This is a genomic window from endosymbiont GvMRE of Glomus versiforme (assembly GCF_003546845.1).
In genome coordinates this window covers 100,227-123,537 of the sequence record NZ_NWVA01000002.1, presented here as the reverse complement: position 1 = coordinate 123,537, position 23,311 = coordinate 100,227, and the positions used below count along the sequence as shown (strand labels likewise).

Sequence of the window (23,311 nt, the reverse complement as noted above, 5' to 3'; positions counted from 1 at the left end):
TTTTCACTTTCCATATAGATAAAAGAAAAACAACTATAAAAACATTAATATATGTCGACGATAAAGTTCAAATCAAGAAAATCCTTCTCTAAAAGATTTGCTAAAAAAACTGCTAATGGCAAATTAAAAAGAGGGAAATCCAATACTTCTCATTTGTTTGGCAATAAAACTAGTCGGCAAAGAAAAAATTCTCGAAAGGTTGCTTTTTTAAGTAGTAGTGATGTAAAACGAAGCCGGAAAATGATTAACCATAAAAGTATTTAAATTTCTCTCGCCATTGTTAAGTTTTTTTCAAAACTTATTATAGAATGTTTGCCTGCTCGAAAAAAAGAATTATAATTGGTTTAACTTTTTTGTTCCACTTGTTAGGAATTTTAGTAGCTTTTTTTAAAACTCAAAATAATCTGCCTTTTCATTTGTCTTTTCATTTACTTCGTTTTTTTACTTGGTGGTCGGTTCATTCTTCTATCTTGGCCCTTCTAGCAGCAATTATAATAGTTCGGGAAGAAAAAAAAAAGACTTCTTCGTGGTTATCCCAGTTCATTCCTTTTTTGTCAGTTATTTTTAATTTAATTACTTTTTTGTTTTGCCTCTTTAATTTATTTTTTGGTGCTTTGGGACGAAAACATCCTTCTTTTCTTTTAAACTTAAATTCAATTCTTTGGCACTTAGTTGCCCCTCCTTTAACTATTTATTGCTTTTATGCATGAGCCAGAATAGATATTTTGAAAAAAAATCTAGCCAGAAGTATCTTATGTTCTTTTATTTGGCCTGTTTTTTACTTTATTTATGTTTACTTTCTTTCCCGATTTAATTTTGGTGACGGAAACAAATTAGGTCTTTACCTGAAAAAATATCCTTACCCAATTTTCCAATGACTTGTTAAAAAAAATTCTTTGTTATTTTTTCTTTGATTACCGCTTGCTTTTCTTATTGTTTTGCTCTTTTCTTTTTTAATAATTTGAACGAAACTAACTTATAATAAGAAAAAATCTAAAACTCTTTAAAATTTATTTATATGCTCCACCCTGCTTTAATAATTCTTATTGTTTTTCTCTTTATTTTCCTACTTTTGCTTGGTCCTTTGATTACTTATTTTTGGGCTAAAAGTATTGCTATTTGGTTTAAAGGAGTAAAAAGAATTGATAACCGAAAAGACCTAGCACGATACCCAAAATTGGCAGAAATTGTTCGTACTATTAAAGCAATTTGTCGCCATTATGAAGCGCCCATGCCGGAAATAGGAATTTATCCTTCACGGGAAATTAACGCTTTTGCTACTGGTCGTCCCGGAGATAGTTTAATTGCCATTTCTACCGGTTTAATCAAAAATTTTACTGATGATGAAATTAAAGGAGTTTTAGCCCACGAAGTTTCTCATTTAATTCACAAAGATTTAAGATTTATTTTGTTAGTTCAAGGAATTTGTGATTTAGTGATTATTGTTTTAAGTTCTCTTGTTTTTGTGTTGGCAGCGGCTCCCCGTCGCCGAGACGAGGAGGAAAGTTTTGGTAGTCAAATTGTCCGATTTATTTTTGCTTTTGTTCTTTACATTATAGTCACTACTATTTTGCGAATTATAGCCTTGATAATTGTTTGTTGAGTTACCCGCAAAAGAGAATTAAAAGCCGACCGTAAAGGAGCTGAAATTGTGGGCACAGACCGAATGATTGCTACTCTGAAAAAATTGTTATCCTTAGAAAAACAAGAAGAATCCTTGGATGATTTTTTGCCGGAAGAAAAAACCCCAGAAGATGATTTAGATTTTGAAGAGACTAAAAAACAAACTAATGATTACCAAAAAGAGCCTAATTCTATTTCTCTCTTAAAAATTAGCACTGGCAAAAAAAGAAGTGATTGACTTTTAGAACTTTTTCGCACCCATCCACCATTAGAAGAAAGAATTGCAGTCTTGAAAAAGTTAAAAAAACAAAGAGGTAATTTTTAATTTCTCGCAATTTTAACCCAACCTTGCCAAGAAGTCCCCTTGTTCTATAACTGGGAATGAATTGGCAAAATTATAATATAGATGTGTAGGCATCTCGGAGTTCGGAGCGGACTTCGTGAAACAGGAACACGACCTAGAAATAGGTGAGGTCTGTTGATTCTTTTTAGAAGCTCCCACTTCTCCAAGTGGCGAGTAGTTCACTTAAAATTATATTATATATATAAAAAATTATGACAGAAACTATAAAAGGTAATTCATGAACCCGTTATCCAGACGGAAGTGTAATTGGTTATGACTATGAAAAGAACGGAAAAATTGATTGATTTTGTTACCAGGGCGATTCCGAAGTAATTAGAGAAATAAAGGAAATAATTCATAAATTTAAATCTGATAAAGATTATTCTTATTCTCCTAATAGCAAGAAACAAGGTTGAGAATTATGGGGAGAAGTAGAAAATTATACCATTAATAATGAAGAATTAAAGAAAAAGTTGTGAGAAAAGTGTGAGAGTAATAAAAGTCTAAAAGAACAAAAAAAAGCATTGAAAGAACATGCTCGAATAATGGAGGAACACGACAGGATAATAAAAGAGCATGAAAGAATTCGGAAATTACACGAAAAAATTGCTGAGGTCTTTAGTCAAGAAAATAATGAAACAACCAAAAAAGACCCTGAATATGTAAGAAGATATTGTCCTAATCATGGAATCAAAGAAGTTATTTCCACTGATAAATATTGCCGAGGCTGTGGCGCTAGACTTAGTAAAGCGAAAAATAACTTGAACTTCGAAAAAGAGGATAAAAATCAATGAAAATGACAAGAATTTTGCGTAGGAATTAGTGTTGCCTTAATTCTTTTTGGACTTGTGTTTATATTAGTTAAGTTATTTAAGAAAAAGAAATAATTTTACTTTTATGCTCCCAAATCAATCTTTTGTCATAAAAAACTTGACTGATTTGGAAAACCTAGCAGACTTTATTTTGCCTTACCTTCAACCTGATATCTTTTTACTTTTGCAAGGAGAATTGGGAACAGGCAAAACCACTTTCACCCAAATAATCGCTAAAAAACTAGGAATCAAGCAAACAGTAAATTCACCCACTTTTACCATTTTACAGCAATACAAAATAAGGAATAACTATTATTTAAATCATTTTGATTTTTTTCGTTTAACTTCCCAGGATAATCTTTCTGTTTTTGAGGAATTAACCATTAACAATTTAAATGTTATTGAATGACCTGAAAAAAATCCCCAGTTTTGACAGAACAAAGAACATATTTGCTTAACCTTTAAACTTCAATTTTTTCAAGAAAAGGAACTGAGATTAGTTGAAGTAAAATGAAATAACTAAAAACATTCTTTTGTAGATTGCTGATTAAACCTGAATAAAAGACAAAAAACACTTTAAAGGAAATATTGGTTTTACCACTTTTTCGCCTTTAGTCTTTCACACTTATAGGAGTTTCTTTATTGCTGGCTATATAACTTATATCCATTTCCTTCATCATGAAGACAAACACCTATACACATATTTGAAAATCAGTTCTATTCCGTAATGAGTGAAGCAAGGTAGTGCTAATATTATGATGACTTTTTAATTTTTCTAATCCTTTATTAGTATTATTATTATTTATCATAATGCTTATTATTTTAAATTTTTTTGTAAAAAATTAGGAATTATTAATCTCTCCTAGAAAAATTATTATTTAACCTTTGCTGAATATAAGCCTCCATTTGTTGCCGAGAAGCATCTTTTCTATCTTCACTTCTCCTTATCTGTTCTTCTAACTCTTGCTTTTTTTCATTTAATTCTCTTTGGAGCCTGTTTTTTCTTTCTAAACTGCTTGAACTAATTCAACCTTCGCTGGCTTGCCTCTCGTTTCTTAACCTTTGCCCGCTGAGTCTTCTCTGTTGGTTAACTATTTACTCAACATTTTTTAGTTTAATAATAAAAAATAATAATTAAATGAAGAAAAACTAAAGTAGAAGCAAGCAAAGTAGGAAAAACTAGTAATCAATCTGCTCATGAAGATTTTTGGGGATAAAAAAATCTACTAATTAGCAAAAATAAAGAAAAAGTAAATATGGGTATAACAATAATCGAAATTAACTTGTCACAACGATTCAAATATAAGATAACACAAGCAAGCATAAGTAAAAGATAACTAATCATTAACCAGTCTCATCAAAAAACGGCTGCTTTTTTGTGCTTTTTAATCTGTTGTTGAATATGATAGATTTTGTATACTAGAGAGAAAACAAGTAAAATAACTCATAAAGGAAAAAAAATAAGAAAATAAAAAAGATATCCTAATGGTTCCATGTAAATTTATTTTACAATTTTATCAAAAAAATGAATAACAACAAGAATACGAAGAAGAGGATTATATTTGGTATCCATTTTCTTTTGTTTTTCTTTTGTTTTATTATTTTTTTCTGTCAACTATGTTTTCACCCGCTTAAAGAACTAAAAGAAAAAAAAGCTAAAAAAAATACTAGGAAACTAGAAAAAGTTAAAATAGCTTCTCCTACTCCAGCGATATCATGCTTTTTGTCTATGCTAAGGTTTTTATTATGCTTTCACCATTCAAAGATAAGCAAAAAAAGAAAAAACAAAAAAATGATATACAAAAAAAAAACAATACAGCCAAAAAAACAATTGAGGCTATTGAACCCAAAAAGAAAGTAATCAGCATAAATATCTCTGTGATGCTTGTTTAGTTAAAATCTTAAATGGCAAAAGATTTGATGCTTTTGATTGAATTCCTGCTAATAAGGCGGCTAATTTTAGGTCTTATTTAGCCAGGGGTGATTTTAAATTTGATTAAGCACTTTTCAGCAACGAGAGCAAGATTCTTCTTTTAATTCTTCATAATTTCAGCAACGAATACAACGAGCAACCGAAGTTTTTACTACCTTTATTAAATATTTTTGTTCTTCATAGAAATCAGTTTGGGGAGTTTTCTCGGCAAATTCTATTTGGGCAATCAACAGCAAACGAGCCAGATTAAGTAAAGAAAATTGAGAAATTTTTATTTCCTTTTTTGGGATAACTAAAACTTGGGCTTGGGAATTAGTATGAATTATTTTACTTCGCCTGGCTTTTTCCAGGGCTGAAAAAATTTCTTGGCGTAATAAAAAAAAACCCTCCATTAATTTTAAATTTTGCTCATTAATGGTGGATAAAAACTGGAAATCAGGCAAAAACATTACACTTTCCTTTCGGGCATAACCAAAATTAAAAGGAATGTTTTCATATACTTCCTCTGCCAGAAAAGGCAACAAAGGAGTGATAATTTTCAATAATCCACCTAAAAGATAATATAGAACTGTAATAATTTGCTTCCTCCTTAGGCTTTCTAAACTATCACAATATAAACTATCTTTACTAATTTCAAAATAAAAAGAACTTAAATCATTGATACAAAAATGTAAAAGAGTTTTATAGATTAAATTAAAATTGAATTTTTCGTAATTTTCTTGGCTATAATTCGTTAGTCTGTCTAGCTTTGCCAAAACTCATTCGTCTACTGGTTCTAATTCTTTAACTAACTGTTCTTCGCCAGTTAAAGTGGCAAGATTAGCCAAAAGGAAGCGACAAGTATTGCGAATTTTTTGGTAGTTACCTTGAACTTCTTGTAATAAAGGAATGCCAATTTTTACTTCTTTGGCAAAGTCTGTACTGGCTACTCACAAACGAATAGTATCAATCCCAAATTTTTCAATAATTTCATCAGGTTCGACAACATTCCCTAATGATTTTGACATTTTCCTTCCGGCTTCGTCCACCACAAATCCATGAGATACTACTTGCCTATAAGGAGGATTATTAGTTAAAATAGTAGAAATAATAAGTGAAGAATTAAATCAACCACGAAATTGGTCGTTTCCTTCTAAACATAAATCTGCTGGTCAACTGATTCCTTTTTTTTGTTTATTGGTTTTCATAGATTACTTTTTGGCTCTTTCCTTTTTTCACCAAAAATAAAGAAACATACTGGCTAATAATAGAAAAATAATTATTCCGCTAATTCAAAGAAAAATTTTCCATTGGCTCATTTTTTCATTACTAGTTGGGGGGACTTCTTGTTCTTGCTGAGTTTTTTCTTTGGAACTAGATTCCTTTGGTTTTTCTTGCTCGGACTCTTTTTCCAAATCACGAAGGATTTTCTTTTCGTCTTCTCCTTTGGTAATTATAACGCTCTCAAAATCTTCGCTTTCAAATATAAAATTAACTTTTTCTTCAGAAACAGGAACAATTGTTGGTTCTTTTTTAGCTCCTTTAATGATAAGAGTGCTTCCCATAAAATTAGATAGGAACTTTTGGAAATCTTCTAATGCTTGTCGTGATATTTCTTTATTTAATTTAGTGGCTTTTTCTCCTTTTATAACAAAGGCATTGATTTTTTTTCCTTTTGCCTCTTTCAAATAGTCATATTTTCACTCCTCTTGTAAATTGCCAAAAGTTATTTCAATTTTGTTTTCATTACTGCTGTTAGCAAAGAAAATTCATTCGAAAATATAATTAGCCATATAATTTCTTTTTTATAATTTTAATACTATTTACTTAAAAAAGAGTATTATGAAGATACTTAATAAAGAAAAATTTTTAGAAGTTTTGAAACTTGTAGAAAATTACGAAAAAAATAAATTTACTTATCATTTAGATTTAGAAGAAACTAAATCACAATTAGACCAACTTTTTAGAAATGTGCAAACTGCTTTGTGCAAAGATAATGATGAGTTCACTAGTTATTTTACAGAAAACATCAATTATGAGACTAGTATTGCTGATAAAATAGAGGAATTAAATTCTGTAGAAGAAATTGAAGGCAACGAAAAGGAAACTCTACAAAGTTTTTTTAGTCTTTATTATTCATTTCTTTTAGGAGAAATAAAAGAAATAGCCAAAATAATTGGAATTAATGAAAAAAAAGAAAAAATGCAAGAATTAATATCAACCTTAAAACTTTTTCAAGAAGAAAAGCATCCCCTTTTAACAAGTGTTTATCAAAGGAATAAACAAGGATTAGATGAAAATATTGAGTTGCTTGAAGCAATGAATTTTTCTTTGAGTAATGTTCCAGAAGAAACTTCAAGTTCCTCAAATAAGGGCAAAGGAAAAGAAGTTTCTCAACAGGAAAATTTTGATTGAATAAAATCACTTTCGGAAGAAGAAAAAGTAAACACTATAATAGAACAAATGAGAGTCCTAGAAGAGAAAAACATAATCATTGATAAAAAAAATGAAGAAATTAGGAGCCTGGAAGAACAAGTAACTATTTTACAAAATCAATTACAACAAATAGCACAAATCCAACAAGTTCAATATTCCCCAAAATAAATTTTTAGCATCTGAGCCAAGCAAAGGAAAAATAATCAAATTTTTATGTCCATTAACTCTAAAAATTAATATCCTTTTGCTTTGGTAATAAGGGTAATTCAATTTTTTTAACTCTTTCTGTTACCAATTTTTATCCATAATTTTTAATTGTTTAGAGACTTCTACTTTTTTATTTGATTTTCAATAAAACGAATAGCCCTAGTTAATTGTTGTTCGTCATGATGATAAAGGAGAATAAAGCCACTAGATTGCTGCAAGTCTATCTCTACTCCGGTTTCTTGAATTAAACGGTTAATGTTTTTTCCTTGGCTACCAACGACTAATCCAAAACGCTCAGTGCCAACAAAAATTTTTTTAAATTTAATAGCTTGGGGAGGCAATTGCAGATGAGTTTTCGGCAAAAAATTGCTCATTTCTTGGAGCAAATAAGTTCGGGCTTTTTTGCCTTCTTGCAAAGATTTTTGGAAAGTGAGAAAGGAAATTCCTTGATTTTTTACATCTAACTGTAAGGAACAAATACCTTTCTCCGTACCAGCAATTTTGTAATCCATTTCTCCGAGTTTGTCTTCCAGACCATTGATATCAACTAAAATTTCTCCTTCTAGTAATCCTAAGGCAATTCCAGCCACTGACCTTTGCAGAGGGACACCAGCTGTCATCAAGGCCAAAGAAGTAGCACAAATTGAAGCTTGGGAAGAGGAACCATCGGAACCTAGTACCTCTGAAACTACTCGAATAGTATAAGGAAAAGTATCAACCGATGGTAATAAAGGAGGGAAAGTTTTTTCGACTAATTGCCCATGTCCAATTTCTCGCCGAGAAATAGACTTAAATTTCTCAATTTCGTTCACCGCAAAAGCCGGGAAATTATAATGGTGAATAAAATGTTTATGAGTGTGGACAAAAATATTATCAATTAACTGTCGCTCACTAGTTTTTCCCAATGTCACTACTGAAAGAACCTGAGTTTCCCCTCTTTGAAATAAAGCACTACTGTGAACATTAGGAAGATAGTTAATTTGTATATTTAGCGGGCGAATTTCTTCTTTTTTACGCCCATCAATTCGCTGCTGAGTGTGGCAAAAATTTTCTTGCATTCAATTTTGGAGAGTTAGGTCCCAAATTTGCTCAATTTCTTCTTCTCGAACATTAGCGTCTTGCTCGATATTTTCTTTTTTTACTCTTGCAAGAGTTTCTTCGAGTTTTTTTTCTTTGCTAAGTCAATTATCCTTAGTAGTTAAGATTTTTTCTAACTTTTCTTTTATTTTTTCTTGCCAGTTTTTGTCAATTGATTTTTTTGGTGTTAAAAAAGAATTTTTTGAGATGTTTAAAGAACTCGCGATTTGTTGAAAAAATTGCAAAAGTTGTTGATTTTGTTTTTGGGCGAAAATAACTGCTTTTTCAAGCTCTTTTTCAGCAATTTCTTCGGCTCCTAATTCGAGCATTACAATATTTTCCTTAGTGGTTGTAATAATTAATTCAAAAGGAGATTCATCTAGTTGGGCAATACTAGGATTACAAATAAACTCTTCTTGGTTTTTGCTTATCACTACTGTTGCTAAGGGTTGGTTAAAAGAGGACAAATGAGAAGATAAATAACAAACTAAAATTGAGTTTCAACAAGCTACTAATCGTGGGTCAGCAGCAGGGTCAAAAGCCAAAACACTATTAGTAATTTGAATTTCATATTGGCCACCTAGCGGAAAAAAACTTCGGATGGAACGGTCAATTAGTCGGGCAATAGTAACGGAGTTATAATCTGGTTTACCCTCTCTTTTATTAAAAACAGCAGGGATTTTGCCTACTGAATAAAATTTCTCTTCAAAAAAGACAGTTAAAGGAACAAAATTTAGTTTACTAGCTTCAACAGATTGTTTAAGACACAAAACTGTCAAAACCACAGTATTCTCGTAGCGACAAAGAATAGATTTTTCACTTTTGGTGGCTAATTGGTCGATTTCAAAAGTTATTTTTTTCCCTTGAAAAACAAACTCAAATTTTTTTTGTGTTGAATTATTCATTTTTATTCTTTTTGCGTCAAAACGCAAAAATAATTATTCCTATCAATAAGGCTATTATTCCTACCAAAGGAAGCACAATCTTTCAAGGAAATTCATTTTTTTGTTTACCATTTTTAGTATTTTCAGCAGGAGCAGAAGATTTTCCCCCAAAAAGATTTTGGCTAATTTTACTGCTATTATCAGAACCTTTTTGAGTTTTTTCTAATTCATTTTGCAATATTTTTATTTGACTCTGTAAATCTTTAATTTTATTCTCTAATTCACTACTGGAACCTGGCTGTTTTTCTTGCTCTAATTGCTTTACTTTGCTTTCTAATTCACTTATTTGCTGGTTTAATTTTTGACTTTCTTGGGATTTTTTGTTAATGTTAGAACTGTCATCAGAAGTGTCTTTGGAAATGCTTTGACCTCTTTTTCTTTTTTCTTGGTGAATGATATTTACTTCTTGGTCGAACTCTCTTTTCATTTGTTTTTTTTCTTCTTCGTCAGTAATTTCCTCATAGAAAAAAGAGAAAAATTCTTTCAACAAAAACTCTAAAATGTCTAGTTCTTCATTGGTAGGATTAATGTTTTCCTTTTCTCGTCAATTCTTTCGAAAATCTCCTATTCGAGCAGAAAATTCACCTAAAATCTCTAAAAATAACTCCTTGGTTTTTTCACTTGGTCTAAAATTGGGATATTTGTCGACAATCTGACCTATTTGGTTATACAAATTTTTCAGTTCAGGCAAAGAAGTTTGGGAATTACTAGCCTGTTGATAAATAGTTTGGAACTCTGCTTTACAATCTTTTTCGTTTTGGAGCAGTTTATCGAGAATTTGCTTATGTTTAATGGCTCTTTGTTTTCATTCCTCATATTTTTCAGCAATAGAAGAACCCTTTTTTAAATCGTCAAAAAGAGGCAGTAATTCGGTGGAAAAGTCGGCTTGATATTTTTCTAAATATTCTAATTGTTTCTCCGTTGGTGATAATTTTTGTTCATCTCAGAAAGAAATACAAATTTCGTATACATTAAGTTTTTTAAAAAATACTGTAACTCCTAAACTCCACTCTTCTTGCTCTTCTTCTTTTGAAAATTTCTCGCTTTCAAAAGGATAATTTTTTGATTCGCTTACTAATTCCTCAAATTCTAATAAAGTAAGTGGTTTATCGAATTTTTGATGCAATTCTTTTAAGAGTGATAACTGAGAAGTCATTAATTAGTTTTTTATTCCCCCTTCCTAAAAAATTACTTGCTCTCCATCGTCAAACCCTTCATCAATTACTTCAATATTTTCAATTTTTCTAACATAGAATGAAGGCGTATTATATCCTCCTCTTCCTTGTTGGTAAGTTCCTCTCATAGTAAAACGAGCAGTTCTTTTATTTTGTACCAATTCTTCAATCAAACTCTGATAATCAGGTTTAAGTTTCATAAAAGTTTCTTCTCAAATAAAGACTGCAATGTCTTTTTCCTCTAACTCTTTTTCTCCCTCTTTATTTAAAAATAAAAAGTAGTATATTTTTTGGTTGGAAGCAGTGGAACTGTAAACTTTTGATTCACACACTACTTCAACTTCTTTATCGTAAACTATTTCTATATCATTCATAACTTTTTACTCGCCTGCTATTATAATAATTTTTACTTGGGCTATCAATTTTTCACTCAATTTGATTTTCAATAAATTATCACCTAAATTAGTTAAAGGAGTAAAGTCCAAAAGATGCTTCTTTTCTAAGTGAAAACCTTGATTTTTCATCTCTTTTAAAATATCCTCAGCCCGAATGGAACCAAATACTTTGTCATTTTTGTCTTTTTTTAAAGAAAAAGAAAGAGTTGAATTGTTAATTTTTTCGTAAAGTTCCTTGGCTTTTTCTTCTCGGAGTAAGGAAACAGAGTGTTCTTGTTGTTTTCTTTTTTCCATTATTTGACGATTTTGGGGATTATAAAGCCAAATTTTTTCTTTTAATTCGTCTTTTAGATAATGGTAATAATAGCCAAATCTGACTTTTTTAACTTCCCATTTTTTCCCTAAGTTTTTAATATCCTCTGTTAAAATAACTTCTAACTTCTTACTCATTATATACTAATTTTAGAAATCTGGTTGATTTTTCAAAAAGTTTGTTCTTGAATTTTTTCTCTATAAATTCTTTTTCACATCAGATATTAATCTACTAAGGATGTTACTTTTTTGAGCAAGAATAATTACAATGCTAAAAATTAATGTCAATATCTATTCACAATTTTCACAAAATTTTATTTTCCAGAAGAATTTCGCAAGCAAAAAAATGCTCCAATAACTATTGCCAAATAATCAGTAATAAAAGCTTTTAATTTCTTTTCTAGTTCAATTATTTCTAATTTATTTAGTTGAGAATATAAACTTTTGTCTGTTTAAGAAATGAGTTGCGAAAAAAAACTTACCTAAAAAAGCTACCTTATTAATATAGTAATTTAGTAAAAATTATAATAATTATGGAAAAAAAAGCACCAGAAATTGAAACTATTTACCAGAGAATAGATTTGGATTATGAACTCAAAGACTTAGAGCCCCATATTCCTGAAGAAATTATGAATGACCATTATAATGGAAATCATAAAGGATATGAAACTAATTTAAATTTAACTCTTGCTAAACTGGAAAAAGACAAAAGAGAATATATAAAAAATAACTATCCTGAATTAAGAAGTCTTTTGCAAAATCTTGACCAATTATCTTTTACTCCACAAATTAAAGAAGCCATTCGTTTTCATGGTGGTGGTTTAATTAATCATAACTATTTTTTTTGACATTTAGCAAAAGATAAAATAAATACTAGCAAAGCTTTTTTAGAAGCACTTCGTGATAGTGGTTTTGATAGTTTAGACCCTCAGAGTGATTTAAAAGAACAATTAATTAAACAAGCCCTTGACCCAACCATTAATGGTATTGTTTATGGCAGTTATTGAACTTGGCTGGTTTTAGATGAAAACAACAAAATGAAAATTATTAAAACTCCTAATCAAGATAGTCCTTGAATGGCTAATTTGCGACCTTTAATTGCTATTGATATGTGAGAGCATGCTTATTTAAGAAAATATAATCCTGAAAAATACGGAACTAATTATAAAAAAGAGTATTTAAATGCTCTGGTTTATTATTGTCTTGATTGAGAACGAATTGATGAAATATACATTCAGGAGACTAAATTATTTGGTTAATTCATTAAAAAAATTAATTATGGAGTGATGACCGAGCGGTCTAAGGTAGCTCACTGCTAACGACGCTGCACTAAAAGTGCACGAGGGTTCGAATCCCTCTCACTCCGCCATATAACAAGAGAGAGAGAGAGAGAGAGAGAGAGAGAGAGAGATTTCTCAAATCCAAAGAATAAAAGCAAATGACAACAATAAAATTTAAATTATTAACTCAAAACTCGACTAATCAAGGGTTGGAATTATCAGTTTCTGAGTGTTCTTATAACTCTCAAACAATTCATAAAATCACCCTTAAAGGCTACTATAAACTTTTAAGTGAGAAAGATAATAAATGACTTATTATCAAAAATATTCAAAATAATGAAATTGAATTTAAGCCAAATAATAATGAGTTGGTAATTATTAATTCCTCTCATTTAGTTATTTTCTCTGCCAAAACTGATTTTCTTTTTGCAGTTAGCAAAATTGAAGAAGCCAACAATAATTGAGAAATAGAATTATCTTTCCCTCATGCTTGAAATGGAGAAAAGGTTACGAAAATTCAATTTTCTGATATTGATAACCAATATAAAGGAATAATTGAAGAAAACAAAAATAAGTATTTTTTTGTAATCAGTGGAATCAAAAAATATGACCTTCTTTCTGCAACTAACGAAGCCAAAATTCTATTGATAAATGATTTTCAAGATTTAGAAAAAAGTACCCCTTTTCAGCCTGGTCTAATAGAAATTTTGGTGAAAAATCTCGAAAAGAAAGGCAACTATTATCTAATTAAGTGCCAAGAAGACTTAGCCAAAATTGGCTTAAAAGATTACAAAAAAATTAGAATCATTGCCTCAGAAAAAATAAACTACGGAGATATAATTCAATTTAACTTAACCAACTTGAAAGATATTTTACAACGAGATGAGGAAGAGGGCATACTAAAAATAGATAATAATTATCATGGTTTTACCAAAATTAAAACTGGCTTTGCTGTTTCTCCCCAGGAACAAGCCCGAATTGCTGTTCAAAAGCAAAGTCAAAAATTTCTGAAAAAATACCAAAATGAATATAAAGAAAGGGTAAATTGGTGCCAAAAAAGTTTAGAAAAATACTTTTCGTTTCTCCAACAACTTAACGATAAACTTAGTGACCAAGCAAGCCAAGAACTAATGGACCAAAAAAATTTTCTTTCTCGCAAACTAGCCGAATTTGCCAATGAGAATCAATTAGAAGCCAAAATTTCTTTGCTGGAAAGGAAAGTATTTTCTACTATGACAGATTACCAAAATCAAGGCAAAATTGACCAATTTAAAGAAGAATTAGCAAATATTGACCAAGAATTTAAGGAAATAATTGAAAAAGTAGAAAAATACCAAAACTCGTTCAGAGAGTATTTAAAAGAAAAATTGGTTTCCATTTATGAAAATGACTCTAAACTTCAACAATTACTTTCTAAGCATAATGTTAACCAGCAAGGTTTTTTTGCTAATTTAAACTGAAATGAAAATTATCCTTGATTACAAGAAAATGGCACAATTAATTATCTTGGTTTAGAAAAATATCTTCAAGAGCAGAGTTTACAGGACGGATTACCAAACAATTTAGGTTATTTTCCCAATGATTTAAAAGAGAATAGTCAATATAAACCATGATACGAGGCGCAAATCAAAAAAAGTGAAGCAGAAAATGCAATTAATTTGGGCTATTCTATAGAGCAGTGAAGAGACCCTCAATACCAAGAATATAAAGATAAAAATCGTATTTTAGCCGACGGAATAATTGAAATTTTTCAAAAAACCTGGACCCCCCTTTTGCTAGAAGGACATAAAAAAGATATTAAAGACTCGCGAGATTCTGGCAGTTTAGTAGACAACATTTTAAGTGTTCAAGAAAAAAGATTTTTAAATCAAGCCAAAGACTATTTTAAAGACTTCATTGACCAAGAACTAAAAAAATCGCCGGTGATAAATATTAATGAACTAGGTGCTTATTCAGACTACGTTCGAGAAATTGATAAAAGAGATTGAAAAGATTTTTCAAACTTAGAGTATTATATAGAAAGAATAACCAATAAAATTAATCAGATACGAGAAAACAAAATTTCTTCCTTAACCGAAGCCCGAGAGCAAACTAAAAAAAACCTCAATGAAACTTTTAAAAAAACTAAAATCAAACTCCAAGAACTTCATCAACAGTACCAAAATTGAGAGACAAAACTAGAAAAAATGGAGAGCATTACCAAAATTTTTCAATTTGGACAAGAATTAACCCTCTTGGTTGAAAAAATTAATTGTCTTTCTCACCAGAAATGATTTCCTAATTTTGGCAAAAGGGAAAGAGGCCAAATTAAAAGCATAAAAGATGAAAAAAAATTATTAGAAACACAAATCAAGTCCCGAAAAGAAAAGAAAAAAAATTGATTAATTACTCACCAGATTAATAAATATCTTCGTTATTGCCAAGAACTACAAGAAGCAAAAGAGCAAGATTATTTTATCCAAAAACAACAATTAGAAGAAGTTAGATATTTATTAAATAAAATTGGTCAACCTTTCTTAAATAGTGAACAAATTGAACTCCAAAAAACTCTTCAAAAAATAGTAGAACCAATGAGCAATTTGTATCAAGTCAGAGGCTTCCAAAGGGCTTTTAATAAAGCCACTTCTGTAGAAGATAAAAAACATTGACTTCAACAATTACAAAGAGAATTGCAAGGAATAACTAAAATAAGAAAATTAACTGAACAAGAAGCCCAAATCCAAAAAAAGGTTGAACAAAATTTTCGGCTAATTCAACAAGGAAAAGAAACAGAAAAATTTTCCTTAATTAATGAAAAGCAAACCGAACTTGAATTGCTTACTTTGGAAGAAGAAGAAAATGACTCCGTAAGTGAAAGCGTTGATGAAGGTCAAGACTGGATTTCCCAAAAAACATTAGTAATTTTTGCTGTTGTTGGTTTTTTATTGATTCTTCTTTTTCGTTGATATCGCAAAAAAAAAGAAGAAGATCCCTTTCGATAATAAAATTAGTTTTTAAACAAACTGTTGTAAAAATCTAACATCATTTAAATAAAAATTACGAATATTTTCAATTCCGTATTTAATCATTAGTAAGCGTTCGAGACCAAAAGCAAAAGCAAAACCGGAATAGATTTTGATGTCAAATCCACAATTTTGTAAGACTTGGGGGTGAATTAAACCAGCTCCGGCAATTTCCACTCAGCCACTTCTTTTACATACTTCACAGCCTTTTTGTTGGCATTGAAGACAAGCAGCGTCAACTTCTACACTTGGTTCAGTGAAAGGAAAATAAGAAGGACGGAAACGAATAATTTGCTGTTCGCCAAATAATTCTTTCATTAGCAATTCCAAAGTTCCTTTTAAATGGCTAAAAGAAATGTCTTTTCCAGTAACAAAACAATCTACTTGGGTAAACTGGTGTGTATGAGTGGCATCGTCATCGTCCCGTCGGTAAACTTTACCGGCACTAATAATTTTTAATTCTGTGTTAGGATTTTTAGAGAGTATTCGGCTTTGGGTATTAGTGGTATGAGTGCGTAAAAGTAAACCATCAGACAAATAAAAAGTATCTTGCATGTCGCGAGCAGGATGACCAAAGGGCATATTTAGTTTAGTAAAATTATTTTCCTCGGTCTCAACTTCTGGACTTTCTACAATTTGGTAGCCAAGACGTAAAAAAATATCATAAATTCTTTTAATAAGTTGGGTTAGGGGGTGAAGGCAAGCCCAAGGCAAATTTTTTCCTTCTAAGGTAATATCAATTTTTTCCTTTAGCAATTGTTGATTTATTTCTTTTTCAGTCAATTCTTGCTCTTTTTTTTCTGCGATAGTTAATAATTTTTTTCTTCATTCATTAATGAGTTTAATCTTGTCTTTTTTTTCTTTTTGGTTGTTTAAATTAATTGTTTGGCGGAAAATTTGGGAAATTATGCCTCCTTTGCCTAAACATTCTTTTTTAATTTTTTGTAACTCTTCTTTGGTTTGGGTAGCAAGGATTTTTTGTTGAATTTCTTCACCAATCTGAATGGTTTTTTCAATATTTAAATTCATTTTATTTATTTTTTTGATTTAATTTGGTTTTTTTAACACATTTCTTTTTGGATTTTTTTCTTACAATAATTTCTATCAAAAGAAAAATAATCAGCAGAAAAATTTCTATACAAAAAAATAAAAGATAAAATAACCATTTCCCTTTTCCTCACCAATGAGAAGGAATAATATCAGAGTTAAGCATTAAAAGAAAAATCATTGAAGGCAAAACAACAAATCAAATAGTCATTAAAAGTGCTAAAAACGGCTTAGTTTTTCATCAAATAACTGAACGGAGGAAACAACATAGAGAAACAAAAACAATAAGAAATATTGGTACTCCTCACATTTTTACTTTGTACCTCTTTTAGCGACATACTGGGCAATCTGAACGATAGTCTTGTCCTTTATCTACATGTTTTTGGTGTGATGTTGGCATAAATTTTATTTAGTTTTTTTCTATATAGTGAATTTTAGTTCTAAAAAGAAAAAAAATTTTTGCTACTTGGTTTTTCCTTTTGGAGAGTTTTTCGTCTAATCAGATCGGTTTTTGTTTTTACTTCTTTACCTTCTTAGTAATTTTTTTATTTTCCCACGCTGTCACATTAGAAATATGGAGAGAAACCAAAATATCTTTTAACTGGCTTTTTTTCTTGACGTCAGGAGACTTATTATAGACTTTTCTCGTTGCTTTGGCTAAGTAAACTCTTTCTTTTTTAGGCTCTATGTGGTGAATATTATCCACTAGACCACAAAATTTTCCAGTAATTACTTTTACTAAATCGCCTGATTTTAATTTTATTTTATTCATACTAAATTCACACCAAATCATTTACTTTTTCAAAGAATTTTTCACCGTAGCCTCACTCCTTAAATTCACGCAAAACTGGTACTGAAATTACAGTCCCAATCGGCCTAAAAGGCTGCCCTTTATCTTTTTTTCTTCTTTCTTCTTTTCTTATTAAAATAGCACAGTTTTTGCTAAAATTAATAAAACTACTATTGGGGCGACAAAGTCCTTTTTTGCTGGCAATAATTAGAGCCATGACGATTTCTCCTTTTTCTGTATTCCCATGAGGCTTGGCTTTTTTCACAGTGGCAATTACTCGATCCCCTATTCTACTAAATTTACGATTAGAGCCGCCTAAACAACGAATGACTAACAATTCTTTAGCTCCTGAATTGTCAACTACTAATAAACGAGATTCATTTTGAAACATATATAAATATTTTAATGCTTTTTTTTATGATTGTAATAATTTCTGTTTCTGGGTCATTAGGTTAAAACAACAATAGCCAATTGATTTAATTCATTATAATCCTTGATAGAAAAACCTCTATTTTTACTTTGCTTATTTGTTGTTTTTAAGTCTCTAAATAGGCTTTTTTTGATTTAGTTTTTGGCAAGTCTTGCATTATTTTTTTCATTAAAAAATATCAGGAAAAATTTCTTCAATTGCTCGGAGAATAATTTCTCTCTTTTCTTGACGAGAAATGTTGTGCTTGTCAGTAATAATACGCAAGCAAGCAACTAAAATGCAGTTTTCTAATTCAGTCCTTGATAAATAATTATTAATACTTCTTAATCTTTTAGCCAAAAAATCAATTTCTTTCTTTTGTTCTTTGATTAATTTTAACATTTCGAGATTTAGTTTTTCTACCATCATCTATAAAGTATTTTTTAAGTATAATCATGTTGGCTAAAACTGTCCCAATAAAAGTATAAAAAACTAACTCCTATAAATAAGGAATATAAAGCAGGAATTCATGGACTACCAAAAATTTTGGGAAGTAAATCTCTATTGACCATAAAAGTAGCAATAAAAACAAGCAAAGGAAAAGCAAAATAGAGAAAGAAAGCCAAGAATTTTAATTTTGGATTCCGGGCAGGAAAATAAAGATAAAAAAACGGAGTTGAAAAAAGCAAGAAAGTAATTAAGGTTAAGAAAAAACTATCAAAAAGGAGAAAAATAAGTTGAGCACTCCCAGAACTTTCGGTTGGAAGAAAAACAATTAGTAAACTAAATAAAAGATTGCTTACTCAATAATAAGTAAAGAAACTAGCAATTTTGGCTAAAAAGATATTTTGCCGGTTAATGGGCGAAGTAAAAGTTAAAACCGAAGCGTCCTCTCTTTTTTGTCCTTTATTAACCAGAGCATAAATAAGATTGCTACTCATTAAAAATAACAAACCCGTTTTTGTCAAAGAAATCCATCAACTTCTATCCCAAATGCTTTCAGTCTCTTTTGTTTTAAAAATTTTTAAAATATCACTATTTACAAGAGCAATAAAAAGAACCAGAGCCATTAAAAGCAACCAAGCAAAGAATAATTTTTTTATATAATAGTGATAAAGTTTAAGAAATATGGGCTTTTCAAAACGAAACATAAGAAAAATTTTTAATTAAAATCTTTTTCCAGAAATCTCTTGCGATAAAGAAACAAGAATAAACCACCAATTAGCAGAGCCAAGGGGATAATTACCAAAAGGTTACTGCCTATCTTACTCAAATTTTCTACTCACTTGGCGTTTCCTCCGAATGGATTACTTGTTTTTTCTTTAATAACTAATCAAATAAACGGTGAGAAAAATAGAATAAAAGCAAAAATTCCACTTAATATTGGTGATAAAGAATTTAAATAAATTAAAATTGCTCCAAACAACAGAAAATAAAGCAACGGAAAAACTAAACTAGCCAAGAAAACGAAAGTTATAAAAGCCGGTCAATAAATTTTAGGTGCTATCAATAAGTAATAAATAGAATAAGGAATAACAAAAGTTAAAAGAGTAACCAAAACAAAATAAGTAAAGAAAGATAAAATTTTACTAATTACCAAATCGTCCCTTTTAATTGGCGAAGCAACATTTAAAACCGTTTTGTCCTCACCGTTTTTTCCGGGTTGGCTAATTAAAGAATAAGCACTTGGAAAAAGCAGAAGGAAAATTACACAAAAGCCCATGGAGCCTCACATAAATAATTTTCAAAGCGTAGCAAAAATATCTTTTCAAGCACTATTAGAATTAAAAGTAAAAAAATTTTTGGCAACATCAGGAAAGAAAAGCGGAGCCCGGTTTCTTTCCCCATTCACTCCAGAAAACTCCCGCAAAAAATCTCGGTAATTAGGAAACATTTCTTTTCATTTAGTAAGTTGTGGTTTATAAGAAGAGTCAACGCTTATGCTGCGTGTGCCACCAATATTATACATAATATAAGGTCAGACAAATATCCAAAATAAAATTAAAGCAAGAGAAAGCCAGAAAAATCAGCTTTTTAGCAATCTTTTCAAGTAGAATTTATACAATTTTAACTGGTTCATAAATTAATTATATTTTTAAGCAAATAAATCATCAGTGGTTTTTCCCTGGGACTGAATAAAATGCTCTTCATAAAGTTTTTGAATATTATCTGGTTTTGGTCCAGTATGAACAATTTCACCACTCTTAATCATAGTAACTTCATCGGCTAATTCTTGTAAATCAGACAGAATATGAGTAGACATTAAAATGGTTCCTCCTTGATTTCTAACTTCTTTAATTTTATTAGCCAGTAAAGTTCTTTTAGTGGGGTCTAAACCATTAAAAGGCTCATCCAGAATTAAAATTTTTGGTTGGTATAAATCAATAGCAAATAATTGAAGCAGTTTTTTTTGCCCTGTGGAAAGACTAGCACATTTTTGGTTGCTTAACCTGTTTAAAGAGGAAATATTTAATTTTTGCGTTACTTGGGAAACAGGTATGTTCCGTAAAAGCCCCACAAATTCCAAAAAACTTTTTACTTTCATATTGCGGGGAAAAAGTGGTTCAGCCGGAACATAACCCACATTGGAATTAAAACTTGGGTCGCCGATTTCTTTTAATCCTTGTGGACTTAACACTCTTTTTCCTTCAATAAATAATTCTCCACCACTAGCAATAACTAAATACATAATGGCGTTTAAAGTAGTGCTTTTTCCGGCTCCATTAGGTCCAATAAATCCATGAATGCTGCCTTTTTTTACTCGGAAAGAAGCATTATTAACTACTGTTTTATGACCAAATCTTTTAGTAAAATTTTTAACTTCGCTAGCGTAATTCATATTTAATTTTCTTTATTAATGTATTTTTACTTCTTTCCTTAGTTAGTTCACTTAAAATCTAAACATGAATAAAAAGGACTCTGTCCAGTGATTAATTAACAAAAAAAGAATTTTCTATAATTTAGCAGGACAAGCAGTAGTTGTCCGATGAAACTTTATCTTTTGCCAGATAAGCCAAAACTTCCGGCAAAGTTTAGTTGAATTGCTTATTTAGAAAGTGATCGTCAGCGGAGAGTTTTATTTGATACTCATTATCCTTTTGGTTCGCATTATCACATTGATCAGCAAGAAAGAGTGATCTTTTCTTGAGATTCTTTGGATAAGTCCTTAGATCTCTTTTTCCAAAAAGTGAAAGAAAGATTTGGACCTTTTGCCCAAGAAATTAAAGAAATATTAAAATAAAATCTAAAAATACCTATTATGGGACAATTTATATTTCGTTATGATCCTCAAGAAAGTTTGGGAAAACTAAGGAAAGATGTAAAGCATGCTATCCGAACCAAAGAGAAGCAAGTAGAGCCCAGAAACTTGATTGTTACTAATGATATTAGGGTTTTTTATCAAGTAGTTAATGAAAATCGTTTGGAATTGTTTGCTTGCTTAAAAGACAAACAGCCTGCTAACTTGCAAAAACTTTCTCAATTACTTCATCGAGATCAAAAAGAAGTAGAAAGAGATGTCCAAAGTCTAGTTGATTTAGGAATTGTCAAATTAAAAAAACAGGGTCAAGAAATCAAACCAATCGCCTTATACGAGAAAATTGTTTTTGATTTTGGAGCAAACAAAGTTAAGGAACAAGAAAGGTTAATTACTTCTTCCCTTGGTGCCTAATTGCCTCTTAAAACTGATTTAAAAAATATTGAGATATTTTGTTATTTAATTTCCAAATTAAAATTAAATAAGCACAAAGTTAATTAATTTATTTTTGAGGTAAAACACTTTTTTTATTTGTTTGCCCTGAAAATACTTGCTTATTTTTTTTAAGAAAATTGGAATTATTAAGGAAAATTCAACTGATTTTTCTCTTACTTAATTACCAATAAACATTTTTGCTATCATTCCTGCCAAAGAAGCAATACTTGGTAAATTGGTCTGCTGCTGAATTTGCTGTTCAAGGTTTCTTTCAGCATCATTTATCTGCTGCTGAGCATAGGAAATTCTTGCTTGACTATTTTGTCGCACTGAATCTAAATTAGCTTGAATATTTTGTCTCTCTTGGGTAATTCTTTGTCCGTTTAAGCGTCTTTGGTTTTCTACTTCTTGCCAGAGACGATTTTCTCGGTCACGATTTTCTTGCTTGATTCTTTCGATTTGGCTATTTATTTCGTATTCTTGGGCTTCAGATGCTTCTCTTAAAGCTTTTTCAAGGTTAACATCTTCAATTTTAGAATGATACTTTGTGCCAATCCTAAATTTTGTGTCAGCATTATAGTCGCTATTTTTGTAAACTCAAATGTGTAAACCAGATTCGACATCAGATTTTTCAAGATTATAATTAAAAAAATCTTTTATCTTTGATTCCGAATCTCTATATCTTCACTCCAATGATTTTTTTTCTGCACGAGGAACACCATAAAAAAAAAATCTATTATTCATGATGTCTATATGTCAGGCGTTTCTTGCTAAATTAATTAACACTGAAACTAGTTTATTGCTTGCTTCTGGATAACTATAATAACGAAAAGGAATATCTAGACCCTGTAAAGAAGAATCAAAATCACTTCTTAAAGTTATCCAATCATCCATACATACTGGATTAATTGCACTTAAAATTGATGCATCTTTATTTCAAGTATACATAATATTCCAATATTCTCTTCTGTTATCAATATACCCATAACGAGATTTCTCCCTGATTTGATTTAACTCGTTTTGCCTCCTTTGCTCTAATGCTTGCATTTCTTGTTGATGTCTACTTTCCAAAGAATTAACTTGACTTCAATAATTAGATTGTGCAGAACTGATTTGACTATTGAGATTATTAATTTGGTTTTGCCAGTTTTCTTTTTGAGTTTTATAACTGTTAATTCTCTGATTAAGAGTGCTTAAATTACCTGGTTGATAAATGCTCTGATATTTCCCTAAGTTAGCCAATAATCTTTTCCTTGACTCTTCTCTAATTTCCTTATTTAATTCCACTACTGCTGGACGACCGACTAACGGTGGATTATTAACATAAATTATTTTGTTAACATTGAATATTCTAGCCAATTCAGGATTTTCAGCCTGAAACTTTTGTCTGTCTTCTTCGCATTTGGCTTCATTCTCGAATTCCGGAAATTTGGTTTTGACAATCGTAGTATACTTGCTAACCTGATTATCAAAAATAACTGATTCTAATAATTGGTAAACATCAACTTCCTCTTTGGTAAAGCGGCTATTAGTAACAAAAAAGATTTGAATTAACCCATCATCACCAATGATTTTAACCATTTCTGACATTAGTTGTAATACTTCCTTATCAGTCAGTTTAGTATCTCCAAAGCCAGCGGTATCAATTACTAAATAACGAACTTTTTCGCTACCATCCTCGGTAAGATTAACTATAAATTCTTTAATCTGGACATTTTTAGTCTCACTAACGCTGCCAGCAGACTCTTTAAATACTTCTTCGAAATTGTTGTTTTGATTTATTAAGGTATTAGCCAATGTTGATTTACCACCACCAGTTCTACCTATTAATAATATATTCTTAATATTCATACTTT

General features: G+C 30.2%; 25 protein-coding genes and 1 tRNA gene. 11 read left to right on the top strand and 15 right to left on the bottom strand.

Features of this window, described 5'->3' with window-relative positions; genetic code table 4:
• Positions 1-51: 51 nt before the first annotated feature.
• Positions 52-264, top strand: a complete 213-nt coding sequence (locus GvMRE_RS04230; protein WP_147410032.1) for a bL35 family ribosomal protein — start codon at positions 52-54, stop codon at positions 262-264.
• A gap of 37 nt (positions 265-301) precedes the next feature.
• Here the strand turns inward: GvMRE_RS04230 and GvMRE_RS04225 are convergent, their stop codons facing one another.
• Complete coding sequence (locus tag GvMRE_RS04225) at positions 302-544, bottom strand: hypothetical protein (RefSeq protein WP_147410031.1); 243 nt, start codon at positions 542-544, stop codon at positions 302-304.
• A 474-nt stretch (positions 545-1,018) separates the two neighbouring features.
• Here GvMRE_RS04225 and GvMRE_RS04220 point away from each other — a divergent pair, with 474 nt between their 5' ends.
• The 4 genes from GvMRE_RS04220 to GvMRE_RS13520 all read left to right on the top strand — a co-directional run bounded on the left by GvMRE_RS04220 (position 1,019) and on the right by GvMRE_RS13520 (position 4,671).
• Entirely contained in the window at positions 1,019-1,948 is a 930-nt protein-coding gene (locus GvMRE_RS04220; protein WP_147410030.1) for a M48 family metalloprotease, read from the top strand.
• 230 nt (positions 1,949-2,178) lie between these two features.
• Entirely contained in the window at positions 2,179-2,853 is a 675-nt protein-coding gene (locus GvMRE_RS04215; protein WP_147410029.1) for a hypothetical protein, read from the top strand.
• A 10-nt stretch (positions 2,854-2,863) separates the two neighbouring features.
• Positions 2,864-3,301: a tRNA (adenosine(37)-N6)-threonylcarbamoyltransferase complex ATPase subunit type 1 TsaE gene (gene tsaE / locus GvMRE_RS04210; RefSeq protein WP_147410028.1), complete on the top strand. Its 438-nt coding sequence runs from the start codon at positions 2,864-2,866 to the stop codon at positions 3,299-3,301.
• 1,223 nt (positions 3,302-4,524) lie between these two features.
• The gene (locus tag GvMRE_RS13520) at positions 4,525-4,671 is read left to right on the top strand and encodes a hypothetical protein (protein WP_172575252.1); all 147 of its coding nucleotides are present in this window, start codon (positions 4,525-4,527) and stop codon (positions 4,669-4,671) included.
• A 93-nt stretch (positions 4,672-4,764) separates the two neighbouring features.
• Here the strand turns inward: GvMRE_RS13520 and GvMRE_RS04205 are convergent, their stop codons facing one another.
• Positions 4,765-5,898 carry a class I tRNA ligase family protein gene (locus tag GvMRE_RS04205; RefSeq protein WP_147410027.1) on the bottom strand — a complete coding sequence of 378 codons (1,134 nt, stop codon included), beginning with the start codon at positions 5,896-5,898 and terminating at the stop codon, positions 4,765-4,767.
• A 3-nt stretch (positions 5,899-5,901) separates the two neighbouring features.
• Positions 5,902-6,483, bottom strand: a complete 582-nt coding sequence (locus tag GvMRE_RS04200; RefSeq protein WP_147410026.1) for a hypothetical protein — start codon at positions 6,481-6,483, stop codon at positions 5,902-5,904.
• Positions 6,484-6,532: 49 nt separating this feature from the next.
• Here GvMRE_RS04200 and GvMRE_RS04195 point away from each other — a divergent pair, with 49 nt between their 5' ends.
• Entirely contained in the window at positions 6,533-7,294 is a 762-nt protein-coding gene (locus GvMRE_RS04195) for a hypothetical protein (protein ID WP_147410025.1), read from the top strand.
• Between the two features lie 161 nt (positions 7,295-7,455).
• On the opposite strand, the gene GvMRE_RS04190 is transcribed toward GvMRE_RS04195, so the two are convergent.
• Genes GvMRE_RS04190 through rplI form a run of 4 tightly spaced genes read right to left on the bottom strand, consistent with a single transcriptional unit; the run spans position 7,456 to position 11,374 of the window.
• Positions 7,456-9,315 carry a polyribonucleotide nucleotidyltransferase gene (locus GvMRE_RS04190; RefSeq protein ID WP_147410024.1) on the bottom strand — a complete coding sequence of 620 codons (1,860 nt, stop codon included), beginning with the start codon at positions 9,313-9,315 and terminating at the stop codon, positions 7,456-7,458.
• A complete protein-coding gene (locus GvMRE_RS04185; RefSeq protein WP_147410023.1) occupies positions 9,308-10,510 on the bottom strand; it encodes a V-type ATP synthase subunit I domain-containing protein in 1,203 nt (400 codons plus the stop codon). The genes GvMRE_RS04190 and GvMRE_RS04185 overlap by 8 nt, the downstream gene beginning before the upstream one ends.
• Before the next feature lie 24 nt (positions 10,511-10,534).
• A complete protein-coding gene (locus GvMRE_RS04180) occupies positions 10,535-10,903 on the bottom strand; it encodes a hypothetical protein (RefSeq protein ID WP_147410022.1) in 369 nt (122 codons plus the stop codon).
• Positions 10,904-10,909: 6 nt separating this feature from the next.
• Entirely contained in the window at positions 10,910-11,374 is a 465-nt protein-coding gene (rplI, locus tag GvMRE_RS04175; RefSeq protein ID WP_147410021.1) for a 50S ribosomal protein L9, read from the bottom strand.
• 395 nt (positions 11,375-11,769) lie between these two features.
• On the opposite strand from rplI, the gene GvMRE_RS04170 reads away from it, so the two are divergent.
• From GvMRE_RS04170 to GvMRE_RS04160, 3 genes are all read left to right on the top strand, one after another.
• Entirely contained in the window at positions 11,770-12,495 is a 726-nt protein-coding gene (locus GvMRE_RS04170) for a superoxide dismutase (RefSeq protein WP_147410020.1), read from the top strand.
• Positions 12,496-12,516: 21 nt separating this feature from the next.
• Positions 12,517-12,605 (top strand) — tRNA-Ser (locus GvMRE_RS04165).
• A gap of 69 nt (positions 12,606-12,674) precedes the next feature.
• Positions 12,675-15,497, top strand: a complete 2,823-nt coding sequence (locus GvMRE_RS04160; protein ID WP_147410019.1) for a hypothetical protein — start codon at positions 12,675-12,677, stop codon at positions 15,495-15,497.
• Between the two features lie 12 nt (positions 15,498-15,509).
• Here the strand turns inward: GvMRE_RS04160 and pheS are convergent, their stop codons facing one another.
• From pheS to GvMRE_RS04125, 7 genes are all read right to left on the bottom strand, one after another.
• Positions 15,510-16,547 (bottom strand): phenylalanine--tRNA ligase subunit alpha, encoded by a 1,038-nt coding sequence (gene pheS / locus GvMRE_RS04155; RefSeq protein ID WP_147410018.1) that lies wholly within the window; start codon positions 16,545-16,547, stop codon positions 15,510-15,512.
• 535 nt (positions 16,548-17,082) lie between these two features.
• On the bottom strand, positions 17,083-17,337 hold the full coding sequence (locus tag GvMRE_RS04150) for a KOW domain-containing RNA-binding protein (protein ID WP_147410017.1): 255 nt from the start codon (positions 17,335-17,337) through the stop codon (positions 17,083-17,085).
• Position 17,338: 1 nt separating this feature from the next.
• Positions 17,339-17,746: an uL14 family ribosomal protein gene (locus tag GvMRE_RS04145; protein ID WP_147410016.1), complete on the bottom strand. Its 408-nt coding sequence runs from the start codon at positions 17,744-17,746 to the stop codon at positions 17,339-17,341.
• Between the two features lie 207 nt (positions 17,747-17,953).
• Positions 17,954-18,166, bottom strand: coding sequence for a hypothetical protein (locus tag GvMRE_RS04140; RefSeq protein ID WP_147410015.1), 213 nt, complete (start codon positions 18,164-18,166; stop codon positions 17,954-17,956).
• A gap of 41 nt (positions 18,167-18,207) precedes the next feature.
• Entirely contained in the window at positions 18,208-18,915 is a 708-nt protein-coding gene (locus tag GvMRE_RS04135) for a hypothetical protein (protein WP_147410014.1), read from the bottom strand.
• An 11-nt stretch (positions 18,916-18,926) separates the two neighbouring features.
• Positions 18,927-19,733 (bottom strand): ABC transporter permease, encoded by an 807-nt coding sequence (locus tag GvMRE_RS04130; protein ID WP_172575250.1) that lies wholly within the window; start codon positions 19,731-19,733, stop codon positions 18,927-18,929.
• Positions 19,734-19,859: 126 nt separating this feature from the next.
• Complete coding sequence (locus tag GvMRE_RS04125; RefSeq protein ID WP_147410012.1) at positions 19,860-20,603, bottom strand: ABC transporter ATP-binding protein; 744 nt, start codon at positions 20,601-20,603, stop codon at positions 19,860-19,862.
• 162 nt (positions 20,604-20,765) lie between these two features.
• Here GvMRE_RS04125 and GvMRE_RS04120 point away from each other — a divergent pair, with 162 nt between their 5' ends.
• Both GvMRE_RS04120 and GvMRE_RS04115 read left to right on the top strand, forming a co-directional pair.
• Positions 20,766-21,005 carry a hypothetical protein gene (locus GvMRE_RS04120; protein ID WP_147409443.1) on the top strand — a complete coding sequence of 80 codons (240 nt, stop codon included), beginning with the start codon at positions 20,766-20,768 and terminating at the stop codon, positions 21,003-21,005.
• An 18-nt stretch (positions 21,006-21,023) separates the two neighbouring features.
• Positions 21,024-21,434 carry an HVO_A0114 family putative DNA-binding protein gene (locus GvMRE_RS04115; protein WP_147410011.1) on the top strand — a complete coding sequence of 137 codons (411 nt, stop codon included), beginning with the start codon at positions 21,024-21,026 and terminating at the stop codon, positions 21,432-21,434.
• Between the two features lie 198 nt (positions 21,435-21,632).
• Here GvMRE_RS04115 and GvMRE_RS04110 read toward each other — a convergent pair whose 3' ends face one another.
• Positions 21,633-23,306 (bottom strand): GTPase, encoded by a 1,674-nt coding sequence (locus GvMRE_RS04110; RefSeq protein WP_147410010.1) that lies wholly within the window; start codon positions 23,304-23,306, stop codon positions 21,633-21,635.
• Positions 23,307-23,311 lie beyond the last annotated feature (5 nt).